Source organism: Rhizobium sp. G187 (genome assembly GCF_051549525.1).
Lineage (GTDB): Bacteria > Pseudomonadota > Alphaproteobacteria > Rhizobiales > Rhizobiaceae > Allorhizobium.
Map to the genome: position 1 here is coordinate 156,417 of NZ_JBPUGM010000004.1, position 24,960 is coordinate 181,376.

13 protein-coding genes are annotated in these 24,960 nt (G+C 59.5%); 4 read left to right on the plus strand and 9 right to left on the minus strand.

The annotated features are described in order from the left end of the window. Window positions 1-176 precede the first annotated feature (176 nt). From ACSV9I_RS13355 to ACSV9I_RS13365, 3 genes are all read right to left on the minus strand, one after another. A complete protein-coding gene (locus tag ACSV9I_RS13355) occupies window positions 177-842 on the minus strand; it encodes an OmpA family protein (RefSeq protein WP_054157947.1) in 666 nt (221 codons plus the stop codon). A gap of 76 nt (window positions 843-918) precedes the next feature. Then, window positions 919-2,184, minus strand: coding sequence for a flavodoxin-dependent (E)-4-hydroxy-3-methylbut-2-enyl-diphosphate synthase (gene ispG / locus ACSV9I_RS13360; RefSeq protein WP_438329252.1), 1,266 nt, complete (start codon window positions 2,182-2,184; stop codon window positions 919-921). 130 nt (window positions 2,185-2,314) lie between these two features. After that, window positions 2,315-3,511, minus strand: coding sequence for an MFS transporter (locus ACSV9I_RS13365; RefSeq protein WP_054157948.1), 1,197 nt, complete (start codon window positions 3,509-3,511; stop codon window positions 2,315-2,317). Window positions 3,512-3,714: 203 nt separating this feature from the next. Between ACSV9I_RS13365 and ACSV9I_RS13370 the strand changes: the two genes are divergently transcribed. Next, complete coding sequence (locus ACSV9I_RS13370; RefSeq protein WP_438329253.1) at window positions 3,715-4,578, plus strand: DMT family transporter; 864 nt, start codon at window positions 3,715-3,717, stop codon at window positions 4,576-4,578. A 43-nt stretch (window positions 4,579-4,621) separates the two neighbouring features. Here ACSV9I_RS13370 and ACSV9I_RS13375 read toward each other — a convergent pair whose 3' ends face one another. Next, window positions 4,622-5,785, minus strand: coding sequence for a M20 aminoacylase family protein (locus tag ACSV9I_RS13375; RefSeq protein ID WP_438329254.1), 1,164 nt, complete (start codon window positions 5,783-5,785; stop codon window positions 4,622-4,624). A 146-nt stretch (window positions 5,786-5,931) separates the two neighbouring features. On the opposite strand from ACSV9I_RS13375, the gene ACSV9I_RS13380 reads away from it, so the two are divergent. Then, a complete protein-coding gene (locus tag ACSV9I_RS13380) occupies window positions 5,932-6,609 on the plus strand; it encodes a TetR family transcriptional regulator C-terminal domain-containing protein (RefSeq protein WP_054158085.1) in 678 nt (225 codons plus the stop codon). Window positions 6,610-6,863: 254 nt separating this feature from the next. Next, window positions 6,864-15,356, plus strand: a complete 8,493-nt coding sequence (locus ACSV9I_RS13385) for a GH36-type glycosyl hydrolase domain-containing protein (RefSeq protein ID WP_438329256.1) — start codon at window positions 6,864-6,866, stop codon at window positions 15,354-15,356. 75 nt (window positions 15,357-15,431) lie between these two features. Here the strand turns inward: ACSV9I_RS13385 and pyc are convergent, their stop codons facing one another. Continuing rightward, the gene (gene pyc, locus ACSV9I_RS13390) at window positions 15,432-18,893 is read right to left on the minus strand and encodes a pyruvate carboxylase (RefSeq protein WP_438329258.1); all 3,462 of its coding nucleotides are present in this window, start codon (window positions 18,891-18,893) and stop codon (window positions 15,432-15,434) included. A gap of 117 nt (window positions 18,894-19,010) precedes the next feature. Continuing rightward, on the minus strand, window positions 19,011-19,748 hold the full coding sequence (locus tag ACSV9I_RS13395; protein WP_438329260.1) for a LuxR family transcriptional regulator: 738 nt from the start codon (window positions 19,746-19,748) through the stop codon (window positions 19,011-19,013). 268 nt (window positions 19,749-20,016) lie between these two features. Between ACSV9I_RS13395 and ACSV9I_RS13400 the strand changes: the two genes are divergently transcribed. Beyond that, entirely contained in the window at window positions 20,017-21,762 is a 1,746-nt protein-coding gene (locus tag ACSV9I_RS13400) for a glucan ABC transporter ATP-binding protein/ permease (protein WP_438329261.1), read from the plus strand. Between the two features lie 14 nt (window positions 21,763-21,776). Here ACSV9I_RS13400 and ACSV9I_RS13405 read toward each other — a convergent pair whose 3' ends face one another. The 3 genes from ACSV9I_RS13405 to ACSV9I_RS13415 form a co-directional block, all read right to left on the minus strand. Next, a complete protein-coding gene (locus ACSV9I_RS13405) occupies window positions 21,777-23,318 on the minus strand; it encodes a cryptochrome/photolyase family protein (protein WP_438329263.1) in 1,542 nt (513 codons plus the stop codon). Beyond that, window positions 23,312-24,028 carry an SDR family oxidoreductase gene (locus tag ACSV9I_RS13410; RefSeq protein ID WP_438329264.1) on the minus strand — a complete coding sequence of 239 codons (717 nt, stop codon included), beginning with the start codon at window positions 24,026-24,028 and terminating at the stop codon, window positions 23,312-23,314. The genes ACSV9I_RS13405 and ACSV9I_RS13410 overlap by 7 nt, the downstream gene beginning before the upstream one ends. Before the next feature lie 68 nt (window positions 24,029-24,096). Further along, complete coding sequence (locus tag ACSV9I_RS13415; RefSeq protein WP_438329266.1) at window positions 24,097-24,903, minus strand: alkaline phosphatase family protein; 807 nt, start codon at window positions 24,901-24,903, stop codon at window positions 24,097-24,099. Between the last annotated feature and the right edge of the window lie 57 nt (window positions 24,904-24,960).

A 24,960-nucleotide genomic window follows, 5' to 3' on the forward strand; every position in this document is an offset into this window, starting at 1 on the left:
AGCCCTGGCCCGGCGACCATGGCGATTGCGTCTGCCTGACTTGGCCAGTGACGACCGCATGGCCTTGTCATGGCAAGCGGCATCTTCTGCGGCTGGCCTCAAGCTTCTAACTCTACGCTGAACCAAAAAAGGCGCCGCACACGGCGACGCCTTTCGCAAATCGACATGCAGTACGATCAGCCTGTGGTGAGCGGCGAGATCTGGATCTCGACGCGACGGTTCTGTGCGCGACCATCTGCCGACGCATTGCTGGCGACCGGCTGGCTGGGTCCGAAGCCCAGCGACGAAACACGGCGCGGATCGATGCCCTGGCCATTCAGGTAACCGGCGACGGACAATGCACGGCGCTCCGAGAGTGCCTGGTTATGGGCCAGGCTACCGGTCGAATCTGTATGACCGTTGACGTCGATCAGGGTCTTGTCGAACTTCCGCAGCACGATGGCGACCGAGTTCAGCGTCGGATAGAACTGCGGCATCACCGCATCCTGGTCCGTGGCAAAGGTAATGTTCGACGGCATGTTGAGAATGATCCGGTCACCAACGCGGGTCACGGAAATACCCGTGCCCTGCAACTGCGCCCGCAGTTCGGATTCCTGCTGGTCCATGTAATTGCCGATCGCGCCGCCGGCGAGTGCGCCAACGCCCGCACCGATAAGGGCTGCGTTGCGACGACCGACAGCAGACCCGCCCACGGCGAGACCGCCGAGCGCGCCGACAGCTGCACCGATGGCCGCACCACCCGCAGTGTTCGAGACTTTCTGCTGGCCGGTATAGGGATCAGTCGTCGTGCAGCCGCTGAGATAGGTCGCGCAGAGCGCGACGATTGCGATCTTCTTGATCATGCTGGATGTCCCTCCAAGAACAGGCTGATAATTCCAGAACAGCGAAAATGCGGCAACATAAAGTTGCCGCACAGCCTCACTCCGCCGCCGATTTGCGGCCGTAGCGCTTCTCGATGTAGTCGGCCACCAAGGCCTCGAAGTCGCTGGCAATGTTCGGTCCGCGAAGCGTCATCGCCTTTTGCCCATCGATAAAGATCGGAGCAGCCGGGTTCTCGCCGGTTCCGGGCAGCGATATGCCGATATCCGCATGCTTGCTTTCACCCGGCCCGTTGACGATGCAGCCCATCACCGCAACATTCAGTCCCTCGACGCCGGGATACTTGTCACGCCAGGTCGGCATATTCTTGCGCAGGTCATCCTGGATCTTCTGCGCCAACTCCTGAAACACCGTGGATGTCGTGCGCCCGCAACCGGGACATGCCGCAACCACGGGCACGAACTGGCGGAAGCCCATGACCTGCAAGAGCTCCTGCGCCACCTGCACTTCGCGGGTCCTATCACCATTCGGCTCCGGCGTCAGCGACACGCGGATCGTGTCGCCGATACCATGCTGCAACACATAGCCCATTGCCGCAGACGAAGCGACGATGCCTTTAGACCCCATGCCGGCCTCGGTCAGCCCGAGATGCAGTGCGTGGTTCGAGCGATCCGCCAGCATTGAATAAACGGCAATCAGGTCCTGCACCTGGCTGACCTTGGCAGACAGGATGATACGGTTACGCGGAAGGCCAATTTCTTCTGCAAGTTCGGCCGAGAGAAGTGCTGACTGGACGATCGCCTCACGCGTCACCTGACGCGCCGAGAGCGGCGAGCCGTTTTCGGCATTCTGATCCATCAGCCGCGTCAGGAGTTCCTGATCGAGCGAACCCCAGTTTACGCCAATCCGAACAGGCTTGTCGTAGCGGATCGCCATCTCGACGATCTCGGCAAACTGCTTGTCTTTCTTGTCCTTGAACCCGACATTGCCCGGATTGATCCGGTATTTGGCCAAGGCCTCGGCACAGGCCGGATGGTCCGCCAGAAGCTTGTGGCCAATATAGTGGAAATCGCCGACCAGCGGCACATCCATGCCGAGCCGGAGCAGCCGCTCTCGGATCTTCGGCACGGCAGCTGCGCTCTCGTCTCGGTCGACGGTGATGCGCACGATCTCCGAGCCCGACTTGTAGAGGGCCGCGACCTGGGCAACGGTCGCATCGATATCTGCGGTGTCGGTATTGGTCATCGACTGGACAACGACCGGGGCGCCGCCACCGATGATGACGCCCCCGACTTCAACGGCAACCGAAGCACGGCGCGGCTTCGGATCATAGGCATCGGGGGATGGGATAAAATCTGCGGTCATGGCTGTTTCTCTGCGAGCCTCGATGGCCATGGAGGTGGATCAAACATGCTGGCTTGTCAACCGGAAGCCCCGGCAAGCCCTTGTCGGCGACTTGAACTTCCGGTGATCCGACACGGAAAACTTGCCTGGCTTAGTCTTCGACAACCCGGTCGGCATGCCGCGCCAGTCGGGACAGCAACAAAACGACAACCAGCAGCGCCGGGATCGCGGTGTAGATGGTCGACAGAGACGTATGCTCAGCAACGAAACCAATCAACGATGGTGCAAACAGGATGCCAGAATAACCCATGGTGGTGACAACGGAGAGCCCGACCCCCGGCGCAAGTCCAGGAATATTACCGCCAGCGGAAAAGGCGATCGGCACCATGTTGGAAATACCGATACCGGCAAGCGCAAAACCAATCATGGCAAACGGCACGCTTCCAGCCTGCCCGGCCAGTACGAGGCCGCAGATTGCAGCGATCGCGCAGAAACGCAGGGTGTTGACGGCACCGAACCGGTCTCGAACGAAATCGCCGGCGAAGCGGCAGATCGCCATGGTGAAGGAGAAGGCCGCGAAAGCGAAGCCCGACATTTCCGTGCTCGCATTCAACTCGTTGCGCAGATAGAGGGCGCTCCAGTCAAGGACAGTTCCCTCCGGTACCATGGAGAAAAGCGCGACCAGGCCAATCAGCCAGGGCAGCAGGGTCATCGGCATCTTCGCCCGTTGCGAAACCTCTCCCGGATGCGGCGCGTCGGACAGGATCATGGGCCGCGCAACGAAGAAGAGCACGAGGCAGACAGCAGCGAGAAGAAGCACATGACCGATTACGCCAAGTGCCGCAATCAACAGTCCGCCGGTTGCCGCCCCACACAACCCGCCAAGGCTCCAGAAGGCGTGACAGGAGGACATGATCGAACGGCGCATATTGCGCTCGACCTCAACGGCATTCGCATTCATCGCGACGTCCATTGCACCCGTTAGGCCCCCGAACAGGAAGATCGCGATTACGCCCATCCAGATCGTATCGACGAGCGTGACGAGAACAATGGTCGGGATGAACAGGAGTGTCGTAATCTCCACCACGCGCCGCGAGCCAAGACGCGCGATCTGCAGGCCGGCAACCGGCATCATGACCAGAGACCCGACGCCAAAGACAAAGAGCATGACCCCGAGCATCAATTCATTGAGGCCAAGCGCAGACGAAAAGAACGGGATTTTGGGCGCCCAGGCACCGATCACCATGCCGTTTAGAAAAAACAGAATGGCGACAGCCGCCCGTTCTCTGGTGACGAGTGGTGCCGGCCCCGCGTTTCCCGGTGCCGTCATACCTGCTAGCTCATTCATTTTCCGCTCCCGAATCTGCAACGGCAATGTTGATTAAATCGATTTAGTCCGCAATCCCCGCCCGATTTATCGATCGTCAAGTTTTGTTTCAAAGAAAATCATCGAGGTGGATCGCACCCCGCTGGTTGACAGACGGGACAACTGACGCAAGAGGTGGAGATCTCCTCAACGCCACCCAGGCGTGCTTCTCAGAAAGCTACCCCGTGAAGACTGTGATCGGTGCTGGCATACTCCTCTCAAGCCTGGCTTACTTTCTCTTCGCCGTGCATGACAGCATGGTCAAGTTGCTCGTCGAAACCGCCACAGTCTGGCAGATTCTCTTCTGCCGCAGCCTCGTGATCCTGGTGGGATGTCTTGCCATGGGTGGACGGGCACTCGTCCATGAAACGAGGACGTCCCCGGCTCTGCGGCCGATGATGCTCCGCAGTCTCTTCCTGCTTGCGGCCTGGCTCTGCTATTTCAATTCAGCAAAATACATGCCGCTCGCCGACATCACCACGCTCTATTTCGCAGCCCCCATCGTCGCCATTCTCCTGTCGATTCCGATCTTGCGAGAGCGCGTCCCACTCACGAGCTGGGTTGCGGTGCTGACAGGCTTTGCTGGCGTCATTATCGCCAGCAACCCAACCGGAATGACAACGGGATGGCCAGTCTACCTGGCGCTTCTGGCCGCAGTCTGCTGGGCAATTGCCACAATCCTGCTGCGCAGCACCAGCCAGAGTACGACCAGCATCGTGCAAATGGCGATGACCAATCTGTTTTTCTTGGGTCTCACCGCACCCATGGCAATCCACTCCTGGACCATGCCGACAGGCAACGCACTTATCCTTCTGCTTTCGGTCGGTATCATCGGCGGACTGGGCCAACTCGCTTACTTCGAAAGCTTGCGACACGCGCCGATCTCGATCGTTGCTCCCCTCGAATACACTGCGCTGATCTGGGCCTTTGCACTGGGTTATGCGATCTGGGGCGACATTCCCGGCGTGAATGTCTGGGCAGGCGCCGTACTGATCGCAGCCGCCGGCCTGATCATCCTGATCGCAGGCCGCCGGCGCTCCATTGCCTGACGAAATGCCTCTGATGACATGAGGACTGAGACGCCCGAAACACTCAGGTCCGGGAGAGGTATCGCTCTGCGAGTTCCACCCAAAAACTTGTGCCGATAGGCAGGATGTCGTCGTTGAAATCATAGCGCGGGTGATGCAGCGGCGGATCATTCGGCGTTCGCTGGGTTCCGAGGAAGAAGTAACTCCCCGGGCGCTTTGCCAGCATATAGCCGAAATCCTCGCTCCCCATGGTTGGGCGCGCCATGTCCAGGACCTTCTCGGCACCGGCAAAACTTCTTGCCAGGTCCCGGACGAAATCGGTCTCCACCTTGTGATTGATGGTGGGATCGTAGCCACGTTCATAGTCGATGGTCACGCCCATGCCGTAGCTTGCAGCCTGCCCTTCGGCGACAGCTCTGATCCGGGCCTCAAGCTGGTCGCGCACCGCACTGTCGAAAGAGCGGATCGACAAAACCATTTCAGCACGCTCCGGAATAACATTGCTCGCGGCGCCGGCATGAAAACCGCCGACAGTTATCACGGTCGGGTCGAGCGGATGGATGTTGCGCGAGACGATGGTCTGCAGCGCCATGATGATCGACGCACCGCAGACGACTGGATCGGCAGTGGACTGAGGTTCGGCGCCATGCCCGCCGCGCCCATTCACCGTGATCTTGCATTCATCGACAGCCGCCATGATCGGCCCCTCACGCACGGCAAACGTGCCGAAGGGAATATCGGGATCGTTGTGAAGCGCAAAAACCGCATCGCAGGGGAACTGATCGAAAAGCCCATCTTCGATCATGATACGCGCGCCGCCGAAATTCTCCTCGGCAGGTTGGAATATGAGGTGGATGATACCATCGAAGTTCCGCCGCTCCGCCAGAAGCTTGGCAGCACCGAGAAGCATCGCCGTATGCCCGTCATGACCACAGGCATGCATCATCCCCGGCACCTTGCTGGCATATGGAAGGCCGGTCTCCTCCTGGATCGGCAGCGCATCGAAATCGGCACGGATGCCGACACTGCGCTGACTGTCGCCATTCCGCAGGGTGGCCACCACACCGGTTTTGGCTAGCCCCCGCGTCACCTCGTAGCCGAGCGCTACCAGCCTCTCTGCGACATAGTCGGAGGTCTGGAATTCAGAAAGGCCGATCTCGGGGAACTGATGCAGATGGTGGCGCGTGGCACGGACCTCATCCATCATGTTGGCGGCGTGGATCGTCATGGAAACCCTCTTCGGCACTTTGTCAGGCGGCTCTGCAAACTTTGACAGTGGCACTTGCAGTCAATGGGTTCAACCGGATAAAATCAGTTGACCTGCATCTCCTTCGCATCCATGCACCGGTCGCTCAATTCGACTTGGAGATCGTCATGACACGCCGCAGCTTCCAGCGTGCCGGAGAAGCCGAACGGCGCCAGGATCTGGTGGCTGCGACGCTGGAGAGCATTTTCGAACATGGACTGGAAGGCGCCACCGTCCGTGACATTGCGGCAAGGGCAGGCGTGACCGGCGGCCTGATCCGACACTATTTCACCGGCAAGGACCATATGGTCCAGGAAGCCTACCGCGAAATGCTGGCGAACATGACCCGGACGGCAGTCGATGCGATGACCGGGGTTGAAGGCAATGCCTGCCAACAATTGCGCCGTTTCATCATTGCCAACCTCACCCCACCGATCGCAGATCCTCGGGCTCTGTCGCTCTGGGCAGCCTTTATCGGGCGGGTGCGTTCCAACGATGAGTTCGGCCGTATCCATCGTGATAATTATCTCATTCTGCTTGATATTCTTGAGGGCCTGGTCGCAACGGTACTGGCTGAACACAATCGCGCCGGCGATGCGCGGCAGTGTCGCCATCTTGCCATCGCCATCAACGGACTGATCGACGGGCTTTGGCTGGAAGGCTCTCTGGCGGGTGACCTTTTTGACGAAATCAAGCTGCCGGAGATCGCGCTGGCAGCCGTCGAAGCGCTGCTTGGCGGCATTTCGTTGCGCCGGTCCGACGACACGATCGAGACCGCAGAGGGTGGCTCTGTTGATGCGGGGTAACCGTGACTGCGAAGAAGCTGGCGATAGGCGTTGCCAGTTGATTGAAAAGAGTCATAAAAGGACGAATTTACAGCGTCTGGAGTGTGTGTATGGCCGAATACCATGTCCGCGGCCGGGCCCTGTCCTATTACCGCCTACTTCTCTCCCGATTGTTGGCCTCCTCTGAGACTGTAGCAGATGAACCCGCCCATGATCGGCACTGGAAATAAACCTGCTTGACCCCGCAAACCCCTGAACCGAGTTTTAATCCTTCCATGACGCTGCACGTTCCTTCGCGCGACCTTGAAGCAAAGCAGATCGATCATAACGATTCGATCCGCGCTGCATATTTTACCATTGAGGAGCTCGCTGATAGCGCCGCGTCGCTCGCCCTCAACGGCGCAGGAGAGCTCCCGGCATTCATGGAGTTCGACTTCTTCGCCCGGCACAAGGAGAACGAGCGCGAGATCCTGAGGGTCTACCGCGCCACAGCGGCTGATGTCGAAGCAGGGGCAACCATTACGCCTGCGGCCGAGTGGCTTCTCGACAATCACTACGTCATCGAAGAGGCGATCCAGGAAGTCCGTCGCGACTTCCCGCGCAAGTTCTACAAACAGCTTCCAACGATGAAAATCGGTGACCGCGAAATACCGCGCACGATGGCACTGGCCTGGCTTTACGTCGCCCATACCCATTCGACGGTATCCCAGGAAAGCATGACGGCCCTGGTGGAAGGCTTCCAGCGACACCGCGTGCTGGATATCGGCGAGCTCTGGGCTTTGCCATCCATCGTGCGCTTCGTGCTCATCGAAAACCTCCGCCGCATCTCCATCCGCGTGGACCGGTCGAGGCAGATGCGCCGAAAGGCCAACGAAGCCGCCGATACGATCATCCGCCTCAATGATCCTGTCGCTGCAGCAGTCTATCTCGGCCAGATCGAGCAGCTCGCCGACGACAACACCTTTGCCACACAGTTCCTCTATCGCCTGCGCAACGGATCACAGGATACACGCTTCGCTGTCGACTGGGTCGAGAACCGGCTGGAAGCAGCAGGCCGTACCTCTCAGGAGGCGATGGACGCTGAGCACAATCGCCTGTCCTCCGGCAATGTGACAATGGGCAATATCGTCCGCGGCCTGCGTGAGATCGACGACAAGGACTGGACGGTCTGGGTCGAAGAAGTCAGCCTCGTCGACGAAATTCTTGGTGAGCAAACGGATTTCCGCGAACTGGATTTTGGCTCGCGCAACGCGTACCGCAACACGATCGAGAAGCTCGCGCGGCGCTCGCCGCTGTCTGAAATCGAGATTGCCCGAAAGGCGATCCAGCTGGCCAGGGAGCACGGTGGCGACGCACAGCTGCTCGATGTCGGAATCTATTTTGTCGGGACCAGGCGAAAAGAGCTGGAAGACGCAATTTCGTACCAGCCTCCGCTCTCTCGCAAGCTGGTAGATGGCATCAAGCAGCTGAACTGGCTCGCCATCGCAATCCCGGTCATCTTACTGACACTCGCCGCTTTGGCCTTCATCGGTCACTTTCTCGCCGCGACGGCCCTGGCGACCCCCATTGTCGTCATCTTGCTCCTCCTCGTTTCGCTTCCGGTTTCTGAAGGCGCGACCGGCCTGTTCAACACCTTGGTGACCTATTTCGTGAAACCGTCCCGTCTGACGGGTTACGAATTCAAGAACGGCATTCCAGAAGACGCCCGGACCCTGGTGGTCGTGCCCTGCATGATCACCAAGCGCGACGACGTCGACGAACTGGTGCGCAATCTTGAGGTCCACTACCTCACCAATCCCCACGGCGAGATCTACTTTGCCCTTCTCAGCGATTGGAAAGATAGCCAGAAGGAAGAAACACCCGCAGACCTGGAAATCCTCGACTACGCCATGCGCGAAGTCGCCAGCCTGAATGAGCGCTACAGGGACGAGAACCGGACGCGCTTCTATCTGCTTCACCGTCGCCGTCTGCACAATCCGGCTGAAGGCTGCTGGATGGGCTGGGAGCGTAAGCGCGGCAAGTTGCACGAGCTGAACCTCCTGCTCCGCGGCGACCGTGACACCTCCTACATGCCGGGTGCAAACACCGTGCCCGAGGACATTCGCTACGTCATGACGCTGGACGCCGATACGCGTTTGATGCGCGATGCAGTGACGAAGCTCGTCGGCAAGATGCATCATCCAATCAACCGTCCGGTGCATGATGAAAAGACGGGCCGCGTCATCAGCGGCTACGGCATCCTGCAGCCCCGCGTCACGCCATCGCTCACAACGGGCAATGATGCCTCGGTATTCCAGCGCATCTTCTCGATGAACCGCGGTCTGGATCCTTATGTCTTCACCGTTTCGGACGTCTATCAAGACCTCACAGACGAAGGCAGCTTCACAGGCAAGGGCCTTTATGACGTCGACGCCTTCGAGCGCGCAATCAAGGGCCGGATCGATGAGAACTCCGTGCTCAGCCACGACCTTCTTGAAGGCTCCTTTGCCCGCTGCGCTCTTATCACCGATGTCGAACTGGTCGAAGACTTTCCGACCCGCTACGAGGTCGAGGTATCGCGGCAACATCGCTGGGCGCGCGGCGACTGGCAGCTGCTTCCCTATATCGGCGATCCGAGCCACGGCCTGACGTCTCTCGCGCGCTGGAAGATGGTGGACAACCTCCGTCGCTCTCTGACACCCATTGCCTGGTTTGCGGCCTCCGTGCTCGGATGGGCAACAATGGACCCAGTTGTCGCAAGCATCTGGCAACTGCTTCTGATCTTCAGCCTTTTTGTCGCCCCGACGATCTCGCTCCTGTCCGGTCTCGTTCCCCGCCAGTCCGATATCGTGCATGCGGCCCATTTCAACACGCTCTGGTCCGAAATCCGCTCGATCAACGCACAAGTCGCCTTGCGGATCGTCTTTATCGCGGATCAGGCCTGCATGATGGCCGATGCAATTGCCCGCTCGCTCTATCGCATGCTGGTCAGCCGCAAGCTGCTGCTGGAATGGCGCACGGCAGCCAGCATCCAGTCCGCAGCCCAGGGCTCGATCACATCCTACTATCAGAACATGCGCCACGCGCCGGTTCTCGCCGTGCTGTCGCTTGCTGTTGCGGCCATGCCGGGCGGCTACGGCTATCTCATCGGCGTGCCCTTCGCGCTCCTGTGGGTAACATCGCCCTTTGTTGCCTGGTATGTGAGCCAGTCGGCCGAAACTGAAGACAGGCTGGAAGTCCCCGCCCATGTCGCACAGGAACTGCGCAAGATTGCACGCCGCACATGGCGCTACTTCGAAACCTTCACGACCGCCGGTGACAACTATCTGCCGCCGGACAATTTCCAGGAAAATCCCGAACCGGTCGTCGCCCACCGCACCTCCCCGACCAATATCGGCGTCTATCTCCTGTCCGTCGTTTCCGCCCGGCATTTCGGCTGGCTGAGCTTCGACCAGACCATCGAGCGTTTGGAACAGACGATCTCCACGGTCGAGCGCATGGAAAAGTATCGTGGGCACCTCTACAACTGGTACCACACCGATAGCCTGAAGCCGCTCGGACCGCGCTACGTATCCGCCGTCGATAGCGGCAACCTTGCCGGCCACCTCATCGCCATCTCGTCCGCCTGCCGCGAATGGGCCGAAGCCCCTTCCGCACATCTGCAAGGCAATCTGGACGGTATCGGCGATGTCGGCGGCATCCTGTTTGAGGAACTGAAAAAGCTTCCCGACGACCGCAAGACGGTGAGACCACTCCGCCGGCGCCTTGAAGAACGCATCATTGGCTTCAACAACGCGCTCGCCTCGGTCAAGCGTGAGCATGAATTCGCCTCGATCCGCATCATCAATCTCGCCGTTTTGGCGCGCGACATGCAAAAGCTCGCGGCCAATTTCGACCATGAGGTCCGCTCGAAAGGCAGCGCCGAAGTCGTCCGCTGGACGGAAGCCCTGGTTTCCGTCTGCGAAGCGCACATCGCCGACACCGCTTTCGACCTCTCGAACATCGATCCCTTGCGTCAGCGACTGGCGCAACTGTCCGAACGCGCACGAGCCATCGCCTTCCAGATGGACTTCAGCTTCCTCTTCCGTCCCGAACGACGCCTGCTGTCCATCGGCTACCGGGTGGACGGTCGCGAACTCGACGAAGCCTGCTACGACCTTCTGGCTTCGGAATGCCGACTCACCAGCCTGTTTGCGATCGCCAAGGGCGACCTTCCGACCGAACACTGGTATCGCCTCGGCCGCCAAGTCGTGCCGATCGGCGCCCGCCCTGCCCTGATCTCCTGGTCAGGCTCAATGTTTGAATACCTGATGCCGCCGCTTGTCATGCAAGAGCAGCAGGGTGGCATCCTCAACCAGACCAACAATCTGGTCGTCATCGAACAGATGAACCACGGTCGCCGTCTGAATATTCCGTGGGGCATCTCGGAAGCCGCCTTCAATGCGCGCGACCACGAGATGAACTACCAGTACACCAACTTTGGCGTTCCGACGCTCGGCCTCAAGCGCGGCCTGGGCCAGAACGCCGTCATCGCACCTTATGCGTCGATCCTGGCCAGCCAGTACTATCCGGAGGAATCGCTTGAAAACCTTGAGCGCCTGCGCGAACTGGGTGCGCTCGGAGCCTATGGTTTCCACGATGCCGTCGACTTTACGCCGACCCGACTGCAGGACGGGCAGAAATGCGCGGTGGTCTTCAATTATTATGCCCACCACCATGGCATGTCGATCGCAGCCATCGCCAACGTGGCCTTCAACGGACGCCTGCGTGACCTCTTCCACGCCGATCCGGTGATTGAAGCGGCAGAACTCCTGCTGCAGGAAAAATCACCCCGCGAAATCCCGGTGATGAACGCCAAGTACGAGCCGCAAACCCCGGCCAAGAACCAGGCGAACCTGCTTCGGGCGGAAATCCGCACCGTTGAGGATCCGGCCCGCAAGGACCGCGAAGCCGTCTTCCTCTCGAACGGCCATTACTCGGTCATGCTGACCGCGACCGGTTCAGGCTTCTCGCGTTGGAACGGCCAGTCGGTATCCCGCTGGAAGCCCGACCCGACCGAAGATCGCTGGGGCACCTTCCTGTTCCTGCGCGACATGGCGGACAATCGTTGGTGGTCTGCGACAGCCACACCGCGCCGCGCCGAGGACGAAAAGTCGAAGGCAATTTTCGGTGACGACAAGGCCGAATTCTTCAAGACAGTTGGCGACATCTCGACCTCGGTCGAATGCATTGTCGCCACCGAACACGATGCTGAAGGCCGTCGCCTGACGATCCTCAACACCGGTACCGAGGACCGCTTCATCGAAGTGACCTCCTACCTCGAGCCGGTTCTCGGATATGACGACGCCGACAGTGCGCATCCCCTGTTCTCACGCATGTTCGTCAAGACCGAGTTTGGTCGCCGCCGGGATGTGATCCGGGCGGAGCGCAACAAGCGCAGCCCGAGCGATCCCGACATCTGCGTCGCTCATCTGGTTGTCGATAGCGCCGGCCAGGGTCGGCCGACCGAGTTCGAAACGGACCGCCGTCGATTCCTCGGCCGTGGACGGACCCTCGGCGAGGCAGCAGCCTTCGATCCAGGCGCCACGCTGTCTGGCAGTGAGGGCTTTACCCTTGATCCGATCCTCAGCCTGCGCCGCGTCGTCCGCGTGCCCGCCGGCAAGAAGATCTCGCTGATCTTCTGGACGATGGCCGCACCGAACCGCCAGGAAATCGATCAGGCGATTGAACGTTACCGCCATCCGGATTCGTTCAGCCACGAACTCGTGCACGCCTGGACCCGTGCACAGGTCGAATTGCGGCACATCGGCATCACTTCGCAACAGGCAGCAGCCTTCCAGCATCTCGGCCGCTATCTGACCTATCCAGATCCGCATCTGCGTGCCGATCCGGATACGGTGCGCAACGGCCTGCGGTCACAGTCGGCGCTCTGGCCGATGGCAATCTCCGGCGACAATCCGATCTTCGCTCTGCGCATCAACGACGACATGGACCTCGACATTGCACGGGAAGCCATGAGCGCGATCGAATACTTGCGCCGCCGCGGCGTCGTGGCCGATCTTGCCATCGTCAACGAACGTGCAACCTCCTACGCACAGGAAATGCAGCATGCCCTCGATCAGATGGCGGACAATCTGCGCCACCGTCTACCCCCGGGCAGCCAGCACATCTTCATCGTCCGCAACGATCTCGTTGGAGAGGACACCGTTGCATCCCTGATCGCGGCTGCTCGTGTCGTCCTGCATACGCGCAACGGCAAGGTCAGCGATCAGGTAAACCGCGCTGTCTCGCTATTCGCCACGCCGCGCGCTTCCGAAGCAAAACTGGACTGGGATGGGCCTCTGCCCGCCCTCCCCGCGCCTGCGGCGGCAACGACATCCGTTTCCGGTGACGATCTGGATTTCTGGAACGGAATCGGCGGCTTTGCCAAGGATGGAAGCGAATACGTAATCCGCTTGTCGGGATCTGCGACCACACCACAGCCCTGGATCAACGTGATCGCCAACGAGCGCTTCGGCTTCCACGTCTCGGCCGAAGGTGCTGGCTTTACCTGGAGCCAGAACTCCCGCGACCATCAGTTGACACAGTGGACAAATGACCCTGTCATCGACCGACCGGGCGAGGCATTCTACATCACCGACAGCGAGAGCGGTCGAAACTATGCCGCTGTTTCGGCTCTCAACCTCGATCCCCAGGTACAGTTCGAGACACGTCATGGGCTCGGCTACTCCGTGCTGTCTAGCCGTCACGATGATCTCGATATCGAGCTGACCCAGACAGTGGATCACGAGCAGCCTCTAAAGCTGTCGCGTCTGAAGATCGCCAACAAGAGCGGACAGAAGAAGCGTCTGCGTATTGCCGGTTACTGCGAATGGGTCCTGGGCAACAATCCGGCCCGAACAGCGCCCTTCGTCCTGTCGAGCTTCGACGAGGAAACAGGAGCCTTGCTGGCGACCAATCCGCATGATCTCAACTATCCGGGACGTACCGCCTTCTTCGCGGGGCCGGGTATACCTTCCGGTTACACCGCCACGAGGCGGGAGTTCCTCGGACGTCACGGAACGATCCAGCAGCCTCAAGCGATCATTGTCGCCGATACAATGACCGGTTCGGTCGACAATGACGGCGATCCTTGCGCGGCGATGGCTTTCGATATCGAACTCGCAGCGAACGGCTCAACGGAACTCGTCTTCGTGCTGGGAGAGACTGAAACCGCAGAGGAAGCGAAAGCGCTGATCGAAACGACGCGGCGTCGTCCATTTGCTGACATTCTGGCGGCCACGCGTCGCCATTGGACAGAAGCCGTGGGCCGACTCCACGTCGAGACCGGCGACAAGGCCTTCGACAATCTGGTCAACTATTGGCTGCCCTATCAGGCTCTGGCCTGCCGTGTCACGGCACGCGCCGGCTTCTACCAGGCGAGCGGGGCCTTCGGCTTCCGTGACCAGCTTCAGGACACGTTGGCCTTCCTCGCCAGCGAACCGCAACTGGCGCGCAAGCAGATCCTGAACGCTGCAGCTCGCCAGTTCCCGGAAGGGGATGTCCAGCATTGGTGGCTGCCGAAGACCGGAGCCGGCGTTCGAACCCTGATCTCGGACGACGTGGTATGGCTTGCCCATGCGGTTCATGCCTATGTCGCGGCAACAGGGGACGAATCTTTCCTCGAGGAACAGATTCTCTTCATCGAGGGGCCGAAGCTTGAGCCCGGGCAACATGACAGCTTCTACCAGCCGACCCCGTCGGAACAGAGCGCAAGCCTTTACGAGCATGCCGCATTGGCGCTTGATCTGGCCGTCAGCCGGACAGGTAGCCACAACCTGCCACTGATCCTCGGCGGCGACTGGAATGACGGCATGAACCGGGTCGGCAGCGCCGGACGTGGTGAAAGCGTCTGGCTCGGCTGGTTCCTCGGGGCCACCCTTGAAAGCTTCATTCCAATCGCCACGAAGCGCAAGGACAAGCAACGGGTCGAGCGCTGGACGGCGCATCTCGAAAAGCTGAAGTTGGCTCTCGAGACGGCTGGCTGGGATGGCGAACACTACAAGCGCGGCTACTTTGACGATGGCTCAGCGCTCGGCTCGAAGGATTCTGTCCAGTGCAAGATCGATTCGATTGCGCAGTCCTGGAGCGTGCTCTCCGGCCTCGGCCAGGAAGATCACGTTAAATCCGCACTCGACGAAGCGATGAAGGAACTCGTCGACATCGAAAACGGCATCGTTCGGCTGTTTACACCGCCGTTCGACAAGCCGGAAGTCGACCCGGGTTACATCGGCGCTTATCCTCCGGGCGTGCGCGAAAATGGCGGGCAGTATACCCACGCCGCGATCTGGCTTGGGCTCGCCCTGCTGAAGGCCGGCCGGGCTTCGGATGCATGGCACGTGTTCACCCTCCTCAACCCGATCAACCACGCCAGCGATCCTGCATCGGCAGAGCGCTATCGCGTCGAGCCTTATGTTGTGGCCGCCGATGTCTATGGTGGGGACGCATATATGGGGCGCGGCGGCTGGACCTGGTACACAGGATCGGCCGGTTGGCTCTATCGCTTCGCCGTTGAAGGCATTCTTGGCATCACGAGCAAGAATGGCGAGATCGTCGTGAACCCTGTGCTGCCGGATCATTGGCAGGGCTTTACCGCAAAATTGTCCTCGGTCGATCGTCAGGTGTCGATCACGGCAAACCGCAGCAGCAAGGGTATCGAAGTGGCGGTTAACGGTGCGCCGCAGGTGACATCCTCTGAAACCCCTGTGAAGAAGAAGCCAAGGCCCCGCAAGCCGACACCCGCTGAGTGATCAGCATTTAAGAACAAAAAAAAGCCCCGCCGGTCGACTGACCGGCGGGGCTTTTCATGAGGGTCCGATCACCAATCAGGCCGAATAGGCAACCAGCAGATCCTTGGCATCAATCTGGTCGCCGACACGCACCAGAACTTCGGCAATCGTGCCGTCGCGGTCTGCATGCAATGCGGTTTCCATCTTCATCGCTTCGATCGAAAGCAGCACATCACCCGTCTTGACCGTCTGGCCCACTGCAACGGCAACTGTCGAAATGACGCCGGGCATAGGCGCGCCGAGATGCGCCGTATTGCCCAACTCCGCCTTGCGGCGCACCGCGCTGCCGGCAGCGCCATGTGCACGATCCGGCACCTTGATGCGGCGCGGCTGGCCGTTCAGCTCGAAGAACACAGTGACCATGCCCTTCTCGTCCGTGTGGCCAATCGCCTGATTGACGATAACCAGCGTCTTGCCCTTTTCGAGGTCGAGGAAGAGTTCCTCGCCGGCGGGAAGACCATAGAAATATTGCGGTGTCGGGATGACTGACACAGGACCGTAGGTATCGGCTGCCAGCGCATAATCCGTGAACACTTTCGGATACATCAGATACGAGGCGAACTCGAAATCGGAGACGTCGCGGCCGAGCTTTTCCTCAATCGCCTTGCGCTCTGCATCAAGATCAGCTGCAGGCAGCAACGAGCCTGGCACCGCCGTGTAGGGTTGCTCACCCTTCAGCGCCTTCTTCTGCAGCGCCTCCGGCCATCCACCTGGGGGCTGCCCGAGATCACCCTTCAACATAGAGACGACCGAGTCCGGGAAGGCAATATCCTTGGCCGGGTTCTCGACGTCAGCCACGGAAAGATCCTGGCTAACCATCATCAAGGCCATGTCGCCGACGACCTTCGAAGACGGCGTCACCTTGACGATATCGCCGAACATCTGATTGGCGTCGGCATAGGCCTGCGCAACCTCGTGCCAGCGGGTTTCCAGCCCAAGGGAACGCGCCTGCTCCTTGAGATTGGTGAACTGACCGCCCGGCATTTCGTGCAGGTAGACTTCGGACGCAGGCCCCTTGAGGTCACTCTCGAAGGCGGCGTACTGGGTGCGCACCGCTTCCCAATAAAAGGACATCCGACGGATCCAATGCGGATCGAGGCCCGGGTCGCGTTCCGAGCCACGAAGGGCCTCGACGATGGAGCCGAGGCAGGGCTGCGAGGTGTTGCCGGAAAACGCGTCCATGGCCGCATCGACAGCGTCGACGCCAGCTTCGACCGCAGCAAGAACAGTAGCGGCAGCGATACCGGACGTGTCATGCGTATGGAAATGGATCGGCAGGCTGGTTGCCTCACGCAGAGCCTTGAAAAGCACCTTGGCTGCTGCCGGCTTCAGGAGACCCGCCATGTCCTTGACAGCGATGATGTGGGCGCCGGCCTTTTCGAGGTCAGCGGCCAGCGACGTGTAGTACTTGAGGTCGTATTTGGGACGCGCCGAGTTCAGCAGGTCACCCGTGTAGCAGATCGTCGCCTCGCAGAGCTTGTTCTCTTCGATGATCGCATCCATCGATACGCGCATGTTATCGACCCAGTTCAGGCAGTCGAAGACCCGGAAGAGATCGATCCCGCCCTTGGCCGCCTGGCGGACGAAGTACTTCACGACATTGTCGGGATAGTTCTTGTAGCCAACACCGTTTGCACCGCGCAGCAGCATCTGCAGAAGCAAATTCGGGGCGCCCTCGCGCACCAGCGCCAACCGCTCCCATGGATCTTCCGTCAGGAAGCGCATGGAAACATCGAAGGTCGCGCCACCCCAGCACTCGAGCGACAACAGGTTGGGCAGCGCCCGCGCATAGGTATCGGCTATTTTCGCGATGTCATGCGTGCGCATGCGGGTTGCAAGCAGCGACTGGTGACCGTCGCGCATGGTCGTGTCGGTCATCAGGATCCGCGTCTCGTTGCGCATCCATTCGCCAAACTTCTTCGGCCCCAGCTCTTCCAGCAGCTGTTTCGTGCCGGGCTTTATATCGGCATCGATAAACGGCACGACCGGCTCAGCGGCATCGACCGGAGGCTTCGGACGGCCCTTAACCTCCGGATGGCCGTTGACGGTCACATCCGCCAGATAAGTCAGGAGCTTTGTCGCGCGATCCTGGCGCTTGACCTGTTGGAACAGTTCCGGTGTCGTATCAATGAAGCGGGTTGTGTAGGTGTTATCGCGGAACATCGGATGACCGATGATCGCCTCGAGGAAGGTAAGGTTCGTTGCAACACCGCGGATACGGAATTCACGCAACGCACGATCCATGCGGCTGATCGCTTCCTGCGGCGTGCTACCAGACGCAGTGACCTTCACAAGCAACGGGTCGTAATAGCGTGTGATGATCGCGCCCGAATAGGCCGTACCGCCGTCGAGCCGGATGCCGAAGCCGGCCGCCGAACGATAGGCGGTGATGCGGCCGTAGTCCGGAATGAAGTTCTGTTCCGGATCCTCTGTCGTGATACGGCATTGCAAGGCATGACCATTCAGTCGGATGTCCGCCTGCTGCGGAACACCCGATTCGGGCGTGCCGATCGCGTAGCCATCCAGAATGTGGATCTGCGCCTTGACGATATCGATGCCGGTCACGACTTCCGTAACGGTGTGCTCCACCTGGATGCGCGGATTGACTTCGATGAAGTAGAATTTGCCGGTATCCGCATCCATCAGATATTCGACAGTGCCGGCGCCGATGTAATTCGTCGCCTTGGCGATCCGCAGCGAATAATCAGCCAGTTCCTGGCGCTGCGCGTCACTGAGATATGGAGCGGGTGCGCGCTCAACGACCTTTTGGTTGCGGCGCTGGATCGAGCAATCGCGCTCGAAGAGGTGCACGACATTCCCATGCGTATCGCCCAGCACCTGGCTCTCGACGTGACGAGCCCGCTCCACCAGCTTTTCCAGATAGACTTCGTCCTTGCCGAAAGCGGCCTTCGCCTCGCGCTTGCCCTCAATGACTTCCCGGATCAGATCCTTGGGATCGCGAATGGCGCGCATGCCGCGTCCGCCGCCGCCCCATGACGCCTTAAGCATGACCGGATAGCCGATTTCGGCGGCAAGACGATGGATCTCGGCCTCGTCATCGGGCAGCGGATTGGTCGCGGGAACCACCGGGACACCGACGCTGATCGCAAGATTTCTGGCGGCGACCTTGTTGCCCAGCTGACGCATCGTGTCACTCTTGGGACCGATGAAAATCAGTCCTGCATCGTTACAGGCGTCGACAAATTCCGGACTCTCCGAGAGGAGACCATATCCAGGATGGATAGCGTCGGCGCCGGAAAGCTTGGCAACGCGAATGATTTCCTCAATCGACAAATAGCTTTCTATGGGTCCAAGATCTCTTGCCAGGTGCGGGCCCCGACCAACCTGATAGCTTTCGTCCGCCTTGAAGCGGTGCAGCGCGAGTTTGTCTTCTTCGGCCCAGATGGCGACCGTTTTCAGACCGAGCTCATTGGCGGCGCGAAAGACGCGGATCGCGATTTCCGAACGGTTGGCGACAAGGATCTTGGATATTGGCAATTCGATCTCCCCAAAACGATATGCCAGGGCATTGTGCACCTGCGAAGAAAAGTCATAGCGCGTTGTTTTGGGAAGTTCAATTTACCAGACTGGGATCGCAGAAGATTCCCTGTCAGCTTAGGTCACCAGTCCGAGCCGGAACGACAGAGCGACGACGTGCTGTCGGTTCTTGGCGTTCAACTTGTCCTGAATACCGTTCATGTACCAGTCAACCGTATGGTTCGAGATTTTCAGGATCTTGCTGATCTCGTTCGATGTTAGACCATCGGCCAGATAATTCAGCACCTCCATCTCACGACGGGTCATGCGTGCCTCAACTTTCTGGGCAGCTTCCAGCAGATCTGGATGCTTGAATTCCAGCAGGCGCCAGTAAGCCTTCTTGGCGACCGCATCAAACAGGCTCATCTCGCTCGGCGACAAGTCAACGACTTTGCCACCGATCGTCAAGTTACCCATCAGTCCGGTGCGCCCATGGACAGGGAATATATATCCATCGACGAGACCGAAGCGCAGGCTGTCGGCAAGCATGCGCTCCATGCGCTTGCGGTGCGGGTCACTGCGGAAGGCGACCAGCGCGTCGCGCCACCTGAAACCCATCTGAGCCTGGCCAAGATGCCTGATCGTCGGATCGATCAGAACATACTTCTTGGCGATGTAGAGCTGCGGCCAGCCGTCAGGCCAACGGCCGGCAAGCACGAGATCCATCGGATTTTCATTGGGCTTGGGCTGTCGGACCACACCGTAGTAGTCGAACCCGTAAGCGCGCACGAGCTTCTCCAGCTCAAGCAGCAGTTCGCTGGCCGATCGGCATTCGTCCGCAACGACCAAGAAATGCAGCAAGTGGTTGATGTTCACGCAAACCCCCTCAAATTTCTAGGACTGAAAATCCTTTAAAAAGCCACGAGCGGGGCTTTTCACTTCTCATCAGACCAATATGAACAAATATCGTCAAATAGCGTTATGGGAAGCTTAATGAAAATCCCAGGATCTAGCATGGTGGCAATCGTTGGCGAGCAGGTGCAGCGCCTTGCAACACCCCATGCGAAGCATTAGGCATCCTTGACCGCTTCAACATGGCTGCACATTTTTTGGCGGCATCAATCGATCCCGGAGGGAATACCGCTTGACCCTGTTGCAGGTCTATTTCAAGGCACTGAAATATCTCGCAAGCTACAAACTGCGCGTATCGCTGGTCGTTGCCGCAAACGTGGTGCTGGCGGTAATCACCATTGTCGAACCCATTCTGTTTGGCCGCATCATAGATGCGATCTCCGAGAAGCAGGATCCGACCATGATCCTGATCGCCTGGGGCTGCTTCGGCGTTTTCAATACGGTGGCTTATGTACTCGTAGCCCGGCAGGCGGATCGCCTCGCTCATGGCCGCCGCGCAGATCTCCTGACCGAATCATTCGCCAAGATCATCTCAATGCCGCTCAGCTGGCACCACCAACGGGGCACGTCGAATGCGCTGCATACATTGCTGCGTGCCGGCGAAACCCTGTTCGGCCTTTGGCTCGAGTTCATGCGTACCCATCTGGCGACCGCCGTGGCATTGACGCTACTGATTCCGACGGCCTTTTCGATGGATGTTCGGCTGAGCTCCGTGCTGATCGCTCTCGCGGTCCTCTACATCATCATCGGCAAGACCGTGACGACAAAGACGAAGGAAGGCCAAGCCTCCGTCGAGGGGCACTACCACACCGTCTTTTCGCATGTCAGCGACTCCATCAGCAATGTTTCGGTCCTGCACAGCTACAACCGCATAGAAGCGGAAACCAAAGCGCTCAAAACTTATGCGAGCCAGCTTCTCTCTGCCCAATATCCTGTTCTCGACTGGTGGGCTCTTGCCGGCGCGCTGAATCGCATCGCTTCCACGCTCTCCATGCTGGTCATCCTGATCATCGGCACCTTGCTGGTCCAGCGCGGCGAGCTCAAGGTCGGCGACATCATCGCCTTCATTGGCTTTGCCGGCTTGTTGATCGGAAGGCTCGATCAGGTGATCACCTTCGTCAATCAGATCTTCGAGGCACGCTCCAAACTTGAGGATTTCTACCGCCTGGAAGATGCCGTTCAGGAACGTGAGGAGAGGGCCGGCGCCCACGAACTCGAAAACGTTCGGGGCGACGTCGAATTCAGAAATGTCTCTTTCGACTTCCCTTCCACGACTCAAGGTGTCCGCGATGTGAGCTTTACCGCAAAAGCCGGTCAAACCGTCGCCATCGTTGGTCCAACCGGTGCGGGGAAGACCACGCTGATCAATCTGCTGCAGCGCGTCTATGACCCACAATCGGGTGCGATCCTGGTCGACGGTCAGGACATCGCAAAGGTCACGCGCAAATCGCTGCGTCACGCGATCGCAACCGTCTTCCAGGACGCAGGCCTGCTCAATCGCTCGATCAGGGAAAACATCCGCCTTGGTCGTGAAGATGCAAGTGAGGAAGAAATTCTTCAGGCAGCGGAAGCCGCCGCCGCGACCGACTTCATCGAAAGCCGCATGATCGGATACGATACCCCTGTCGGTGAGCGCGGCAACCGTCTCTCGGGCGGCGAACGTCAGCGCATCGCGATTGCCCGCGCGATCCTCAAGAATGCGCCGATCCTGGTTCTGGATGAAGCGACCAGTGCCCTCGACGTTGAGACGGAAGCGCGCGTGAAGGAGGCGATCGACAGGCTGCGCAAGAATCGCACCACCTTCATCATTGCCCACCGCCTGTCCACCATTCGCGAGGCGGATCTGGTGGTTTTCCTGGACCATGGCGAAGTGATTGAAATGGGCAACTACGATCAGCTGAGCGCTTTGGGCGGACGCTTCACCTCGCTGCTCCGCACAAGCGGATTGTTGAAGGATGAACCGAGCCCGGCCATCTGAACCGGGCTCTTCCATCACAAGGTGTCGAGCGCTTCCAGCACCTGCGATGCATGTTTGCGAATTGTCTGCTGCTTGAAGGGGTCCATACGCCGCCAGGTGGCATACATGTTGGCGAGACGGGGATTGCGCGATAGCTTTTCCTCGTTTCGACTGAGAAAATCCCAGTACAGCGCATTGAACGGACACGCCTTCGGCCCCGTGGTCAGCTTTGGATCATAGTGGCAGCCTGCGCAGAAATTGCTCATTCGGTCGATGTATTTGCCGCTGGCCGCATAGGGTTTACTCGCCATCACACCGCCGTCGCCATAAAGCGCCATGCCCAGCGTATTCGGCAACTCCACCCAATCATAAGCATCCGCATAGACAGCGAGATACCACTCGCAGACCTCGGATGGATCAATCCCCGCCAGCATTGCAAAATTGCCGGTTACCATCAGCCGTTGAATATGATGAGAATATGCGTGCTCGATCGTATCGCCCACGGCCGCCGCCATGCAGGTCATCTTGGTCTTGCCCGTCCAGTACATAGGCGGCAGGCGACGCGAGGCATCAAGGTGGTTACGCTCTGCATAGTCTGGCATTTCAGTCCAGTAGATGCCGCGCACATATTCACGCCAGCCAAGAACCTGCCGGATAAACCCTTCAACGGCATTGAGCGGCGCACGGCCCTCATACCAAGCCACTTCCGCTCGCCGGATCACATCCATCGGCAACAGCAGCCCGGCGTTGATATAGGCCGAGATCAGCGAATGGTAGAGATAGGGTTCACCCTTCACCATAGCGTCTTGATAGTCGCCGAAACGCGGCAGAATCTCGTCGACGAATTGCTGAAGCTCCTTCTCGGCCTCAACGGCATTCACCGCGAAGTGGAAACTGTCGAGCGAGCCCATATGGTCAGCGAAGCGTTCCTCGACGAGTGCCAGAACGGATCTTGTAATCGCGTCCTTGGGATGACTGATCCGCTTTGGACCTTTCAGCCCCGCAGACGGCGGCTTGCGGTTCTCTGCATCGTAATTCCATTTCCCGCCGACCGGCTCATCGCCCGCCTCCAGCAAAACGCGATGCTGGCGGCGCATGTCGCGATAGAAATACTCCATGCGGAGTTGCTTGCGGCCCTTTCGCCAGTCGCGGAACTGCTGCACCGAGCAAAGGAAGCGATCGTCCTCTCGGATCTCGACCGGAATGCCGAGCATATCCGCCCAGCTGGCCATCTCCTCGGCGAGACGCCACTCGCCGCATTCGGTGACGACGACGGACGACGCCCGGACAGCTCCGAGCGCTCGTACCACCTCGCCTTTCAGGCTCTGGCTATTGTCGGGATCGTCCAGAGCGACATAGCGAACATTGAAACCCTTTGCCCGCAGCTCCTCGGCAAAGTGCCGCATGGCCGAAAACAGGAAAGCAATCTTCTTCTTGTGATGCCGAACATAGGTCGCCTCGCTCCAGACCTCGGCCATCAGAATGATCGAACTGTCACGATCGGCGTCCCGAAGCGTTGCCAGCGAATGGCTTAGCTGATCACCGAGCACGAGATGCAGTTTTGCCGCCTTCACCATTCGATCGACTGGCCGTCATAGGCAAAGAACCCACCAGTCTGTGCAGGCTCCAAACCATCCAGCACAGAGAGCATCATTGCGACGCTCTCATCTGGCTGGATGCGGTCATGCCCCTTTGAGACGCCGCCTGAAAAGCCTGTATCCACCGAACCGGGATGAAGCGCCACAACCACGCTCTGCGGCCGCATGCGGGCGATCTCGATCGCAGATGTATGCGTAATCTGGTTGAGGGCAGCCTTGGCGGAGCGATAGGAAATCCAACCGCCCAGTTTGTTGTCGCCAATCGAGCCGACCCGCGCAGAGAGCGTCGCAAAGACGCTCTTTCCCTCGTTTGAAAGCAGCGGGGCAAAGGACTTCAAAGCAAGTGCCGGGCCGATGGCGTTGAGGGCGAATTGCGCGGCCATCACGTCACCCTGAATGGCTTTGATGGATTTTTCGGGGCCATTGCCCTCAATGATCAACGCACCCGTAGCACAGAGCACAAGGTCAAATTTCAAGGCTGCTTCGGCAAGACGGGCAGCAGCGGCGGCAACGCTTTCTTCGTTCGTGATGTCGAAGCCGTCGCGACGTCTCGAAAGCTCAATGACTTCGCCGCATTGCGGATCTGCTTTCAACGCCGAAACGAAGGCGCTGCCGATGCCGCCACTCGCACCGAGCACAAGGGCGCGGTAGCCCGGGTTCAACGAAGTCATGCCCGCAAAATCTGTCATCGGTCGCTCCTCAAGGTCTGTCCTTATCCACTACGGAGGACAGCTCCACCGGATCAGGAGCGACGAGATCAGATCCGCTGAATCACCCCTGAATAGGATGGCATAGCGCCTCGATCGATTCCCATGAGCTGGCAGATGAGCCCGGCAATCTGCGTCTGAGACAAAACGCAATCCGACCCCAGCTGAAAGCCGAGTGCGTAAAATGGCACTTCGATCTCCTGTGGTGTAGGACCGGCATGATTGCCATCATCCCCCATCCCATGATCGGCTGTGACGATCACCGTGTAGCCGGCCTCCCGCCAGCCAGGCACATGCCTTGCCAGAAGATCGCCCTGCAGCCGTGCGGCGTTTCGATATCCGATGCTATCGCCCCCGTGCTTGTGTCCGGCATCGTCAACATTCATCGGATGGAGAAGCAGGAAGTCCGGCGCCTTGGCCCGTATCAGCCACTCGGCGTCGGCAAACAGATGGCTGTCGGGATAGTGGTCGTCCCAGTAGAAAAGGCCGTGGGAAATGTCACCTGAACCATCCAGCAGGATTCGATCCCGGTGGCGGTCGAAGGGTGCAGACACATAAAGCTCAGATACCCAGTGATAAGCGGCCGCAGCCGTGACCTTGCCGGCCGCCCTGCAACGGGCGAACAGATTGTCACCCATCGACCGACGCACGATGCCATTGCTGACAATGCCATGCTCCACCGGTGGCCTTCCCGTTAGGAGGGTCTCGTAAAGCGGCCGCGACATGGCGGGCAGTTCACAGCTGAGCTTGCGGACCTCCGCCTGACCGGCGGCCACCAGCCCCTCCATGTAACCGAGGCAGGTTCGGGCGACGTCGTAGCGCAGCCCGTCGAGAACGATGAGGATCACTTTGGTCATGGGGCGCACCATGCCACGGACATGTCGAAAGGCAAGCGATGGCTGAGGCTCTTCAGT

Bases quoted from the DNA above. Each gene is read 5' to 3' on its own strand.
- ispG (WP_438329252.1), bottom strand. From the start codon at position 2,184: ATGACCGCAGATTTTATCCCATCCCCCGATGCCTATGATCCGAAGCCG.
- ACSV9I_RS13415 (WP_438329266.1), bottom strand. From the start codon at position 24,903: ATGACCAAAGTGATCCTCATCGTTCTCGACGGGCTGCGCTACGACGTC.
- ACSV9I_RS13365 (WP_054157948.1), bottom strand. From the start codon at position 3,511: ATGAATGAGCTAGCAGGTATGACGGCACCGGGAAACGCGGGGCCGGCA.
- ACSV9I_RS13355 (WP_054157947.1), bottom strand. From the start codon at position 842: ATGATCAAGAAGATCGCAATCGTCGCGCTCTGCGCGACCTATCTCAGC.
- ACSV9I_RS13375 (WP_438329254.1), bottom strand. From the start codon at position 5,785: ATGACGATCCACGCCGCCAACATGATGGATGAGGTCCGTGCCACGCGC.
- ACSV9I_RS13385 (WP_438329256.1), top strand. From the start codon at position 6,864: ATGACGCTGCACGTTCCTTCGCGCGACCTTGAAGCAAAGCAGATCGAT.
- ACSV9I_RS13380 (WP_054158085.1), top strand. From the start codon at position 5,932: ATGACACGCCGCAGCTTCCAGCGTGCCGGAGAAGCCGAACGGCGCCAG.
- ACSV9I_RS13410 (WP_438329264.1), bottom strand. From the start codon at position 24,028: ATGACAGATTTTGCGGGCATGACTTCGTTGAACCCGGGCTACCGCGCC.
- ACSV9I_RS13405 (WP_438329263.1), bottom strand. From the start codon at position 23,318: ATGGTGAAGGCGGCAAAACTGCATCTCGTGCTCGGTGATCAGCTAAGC.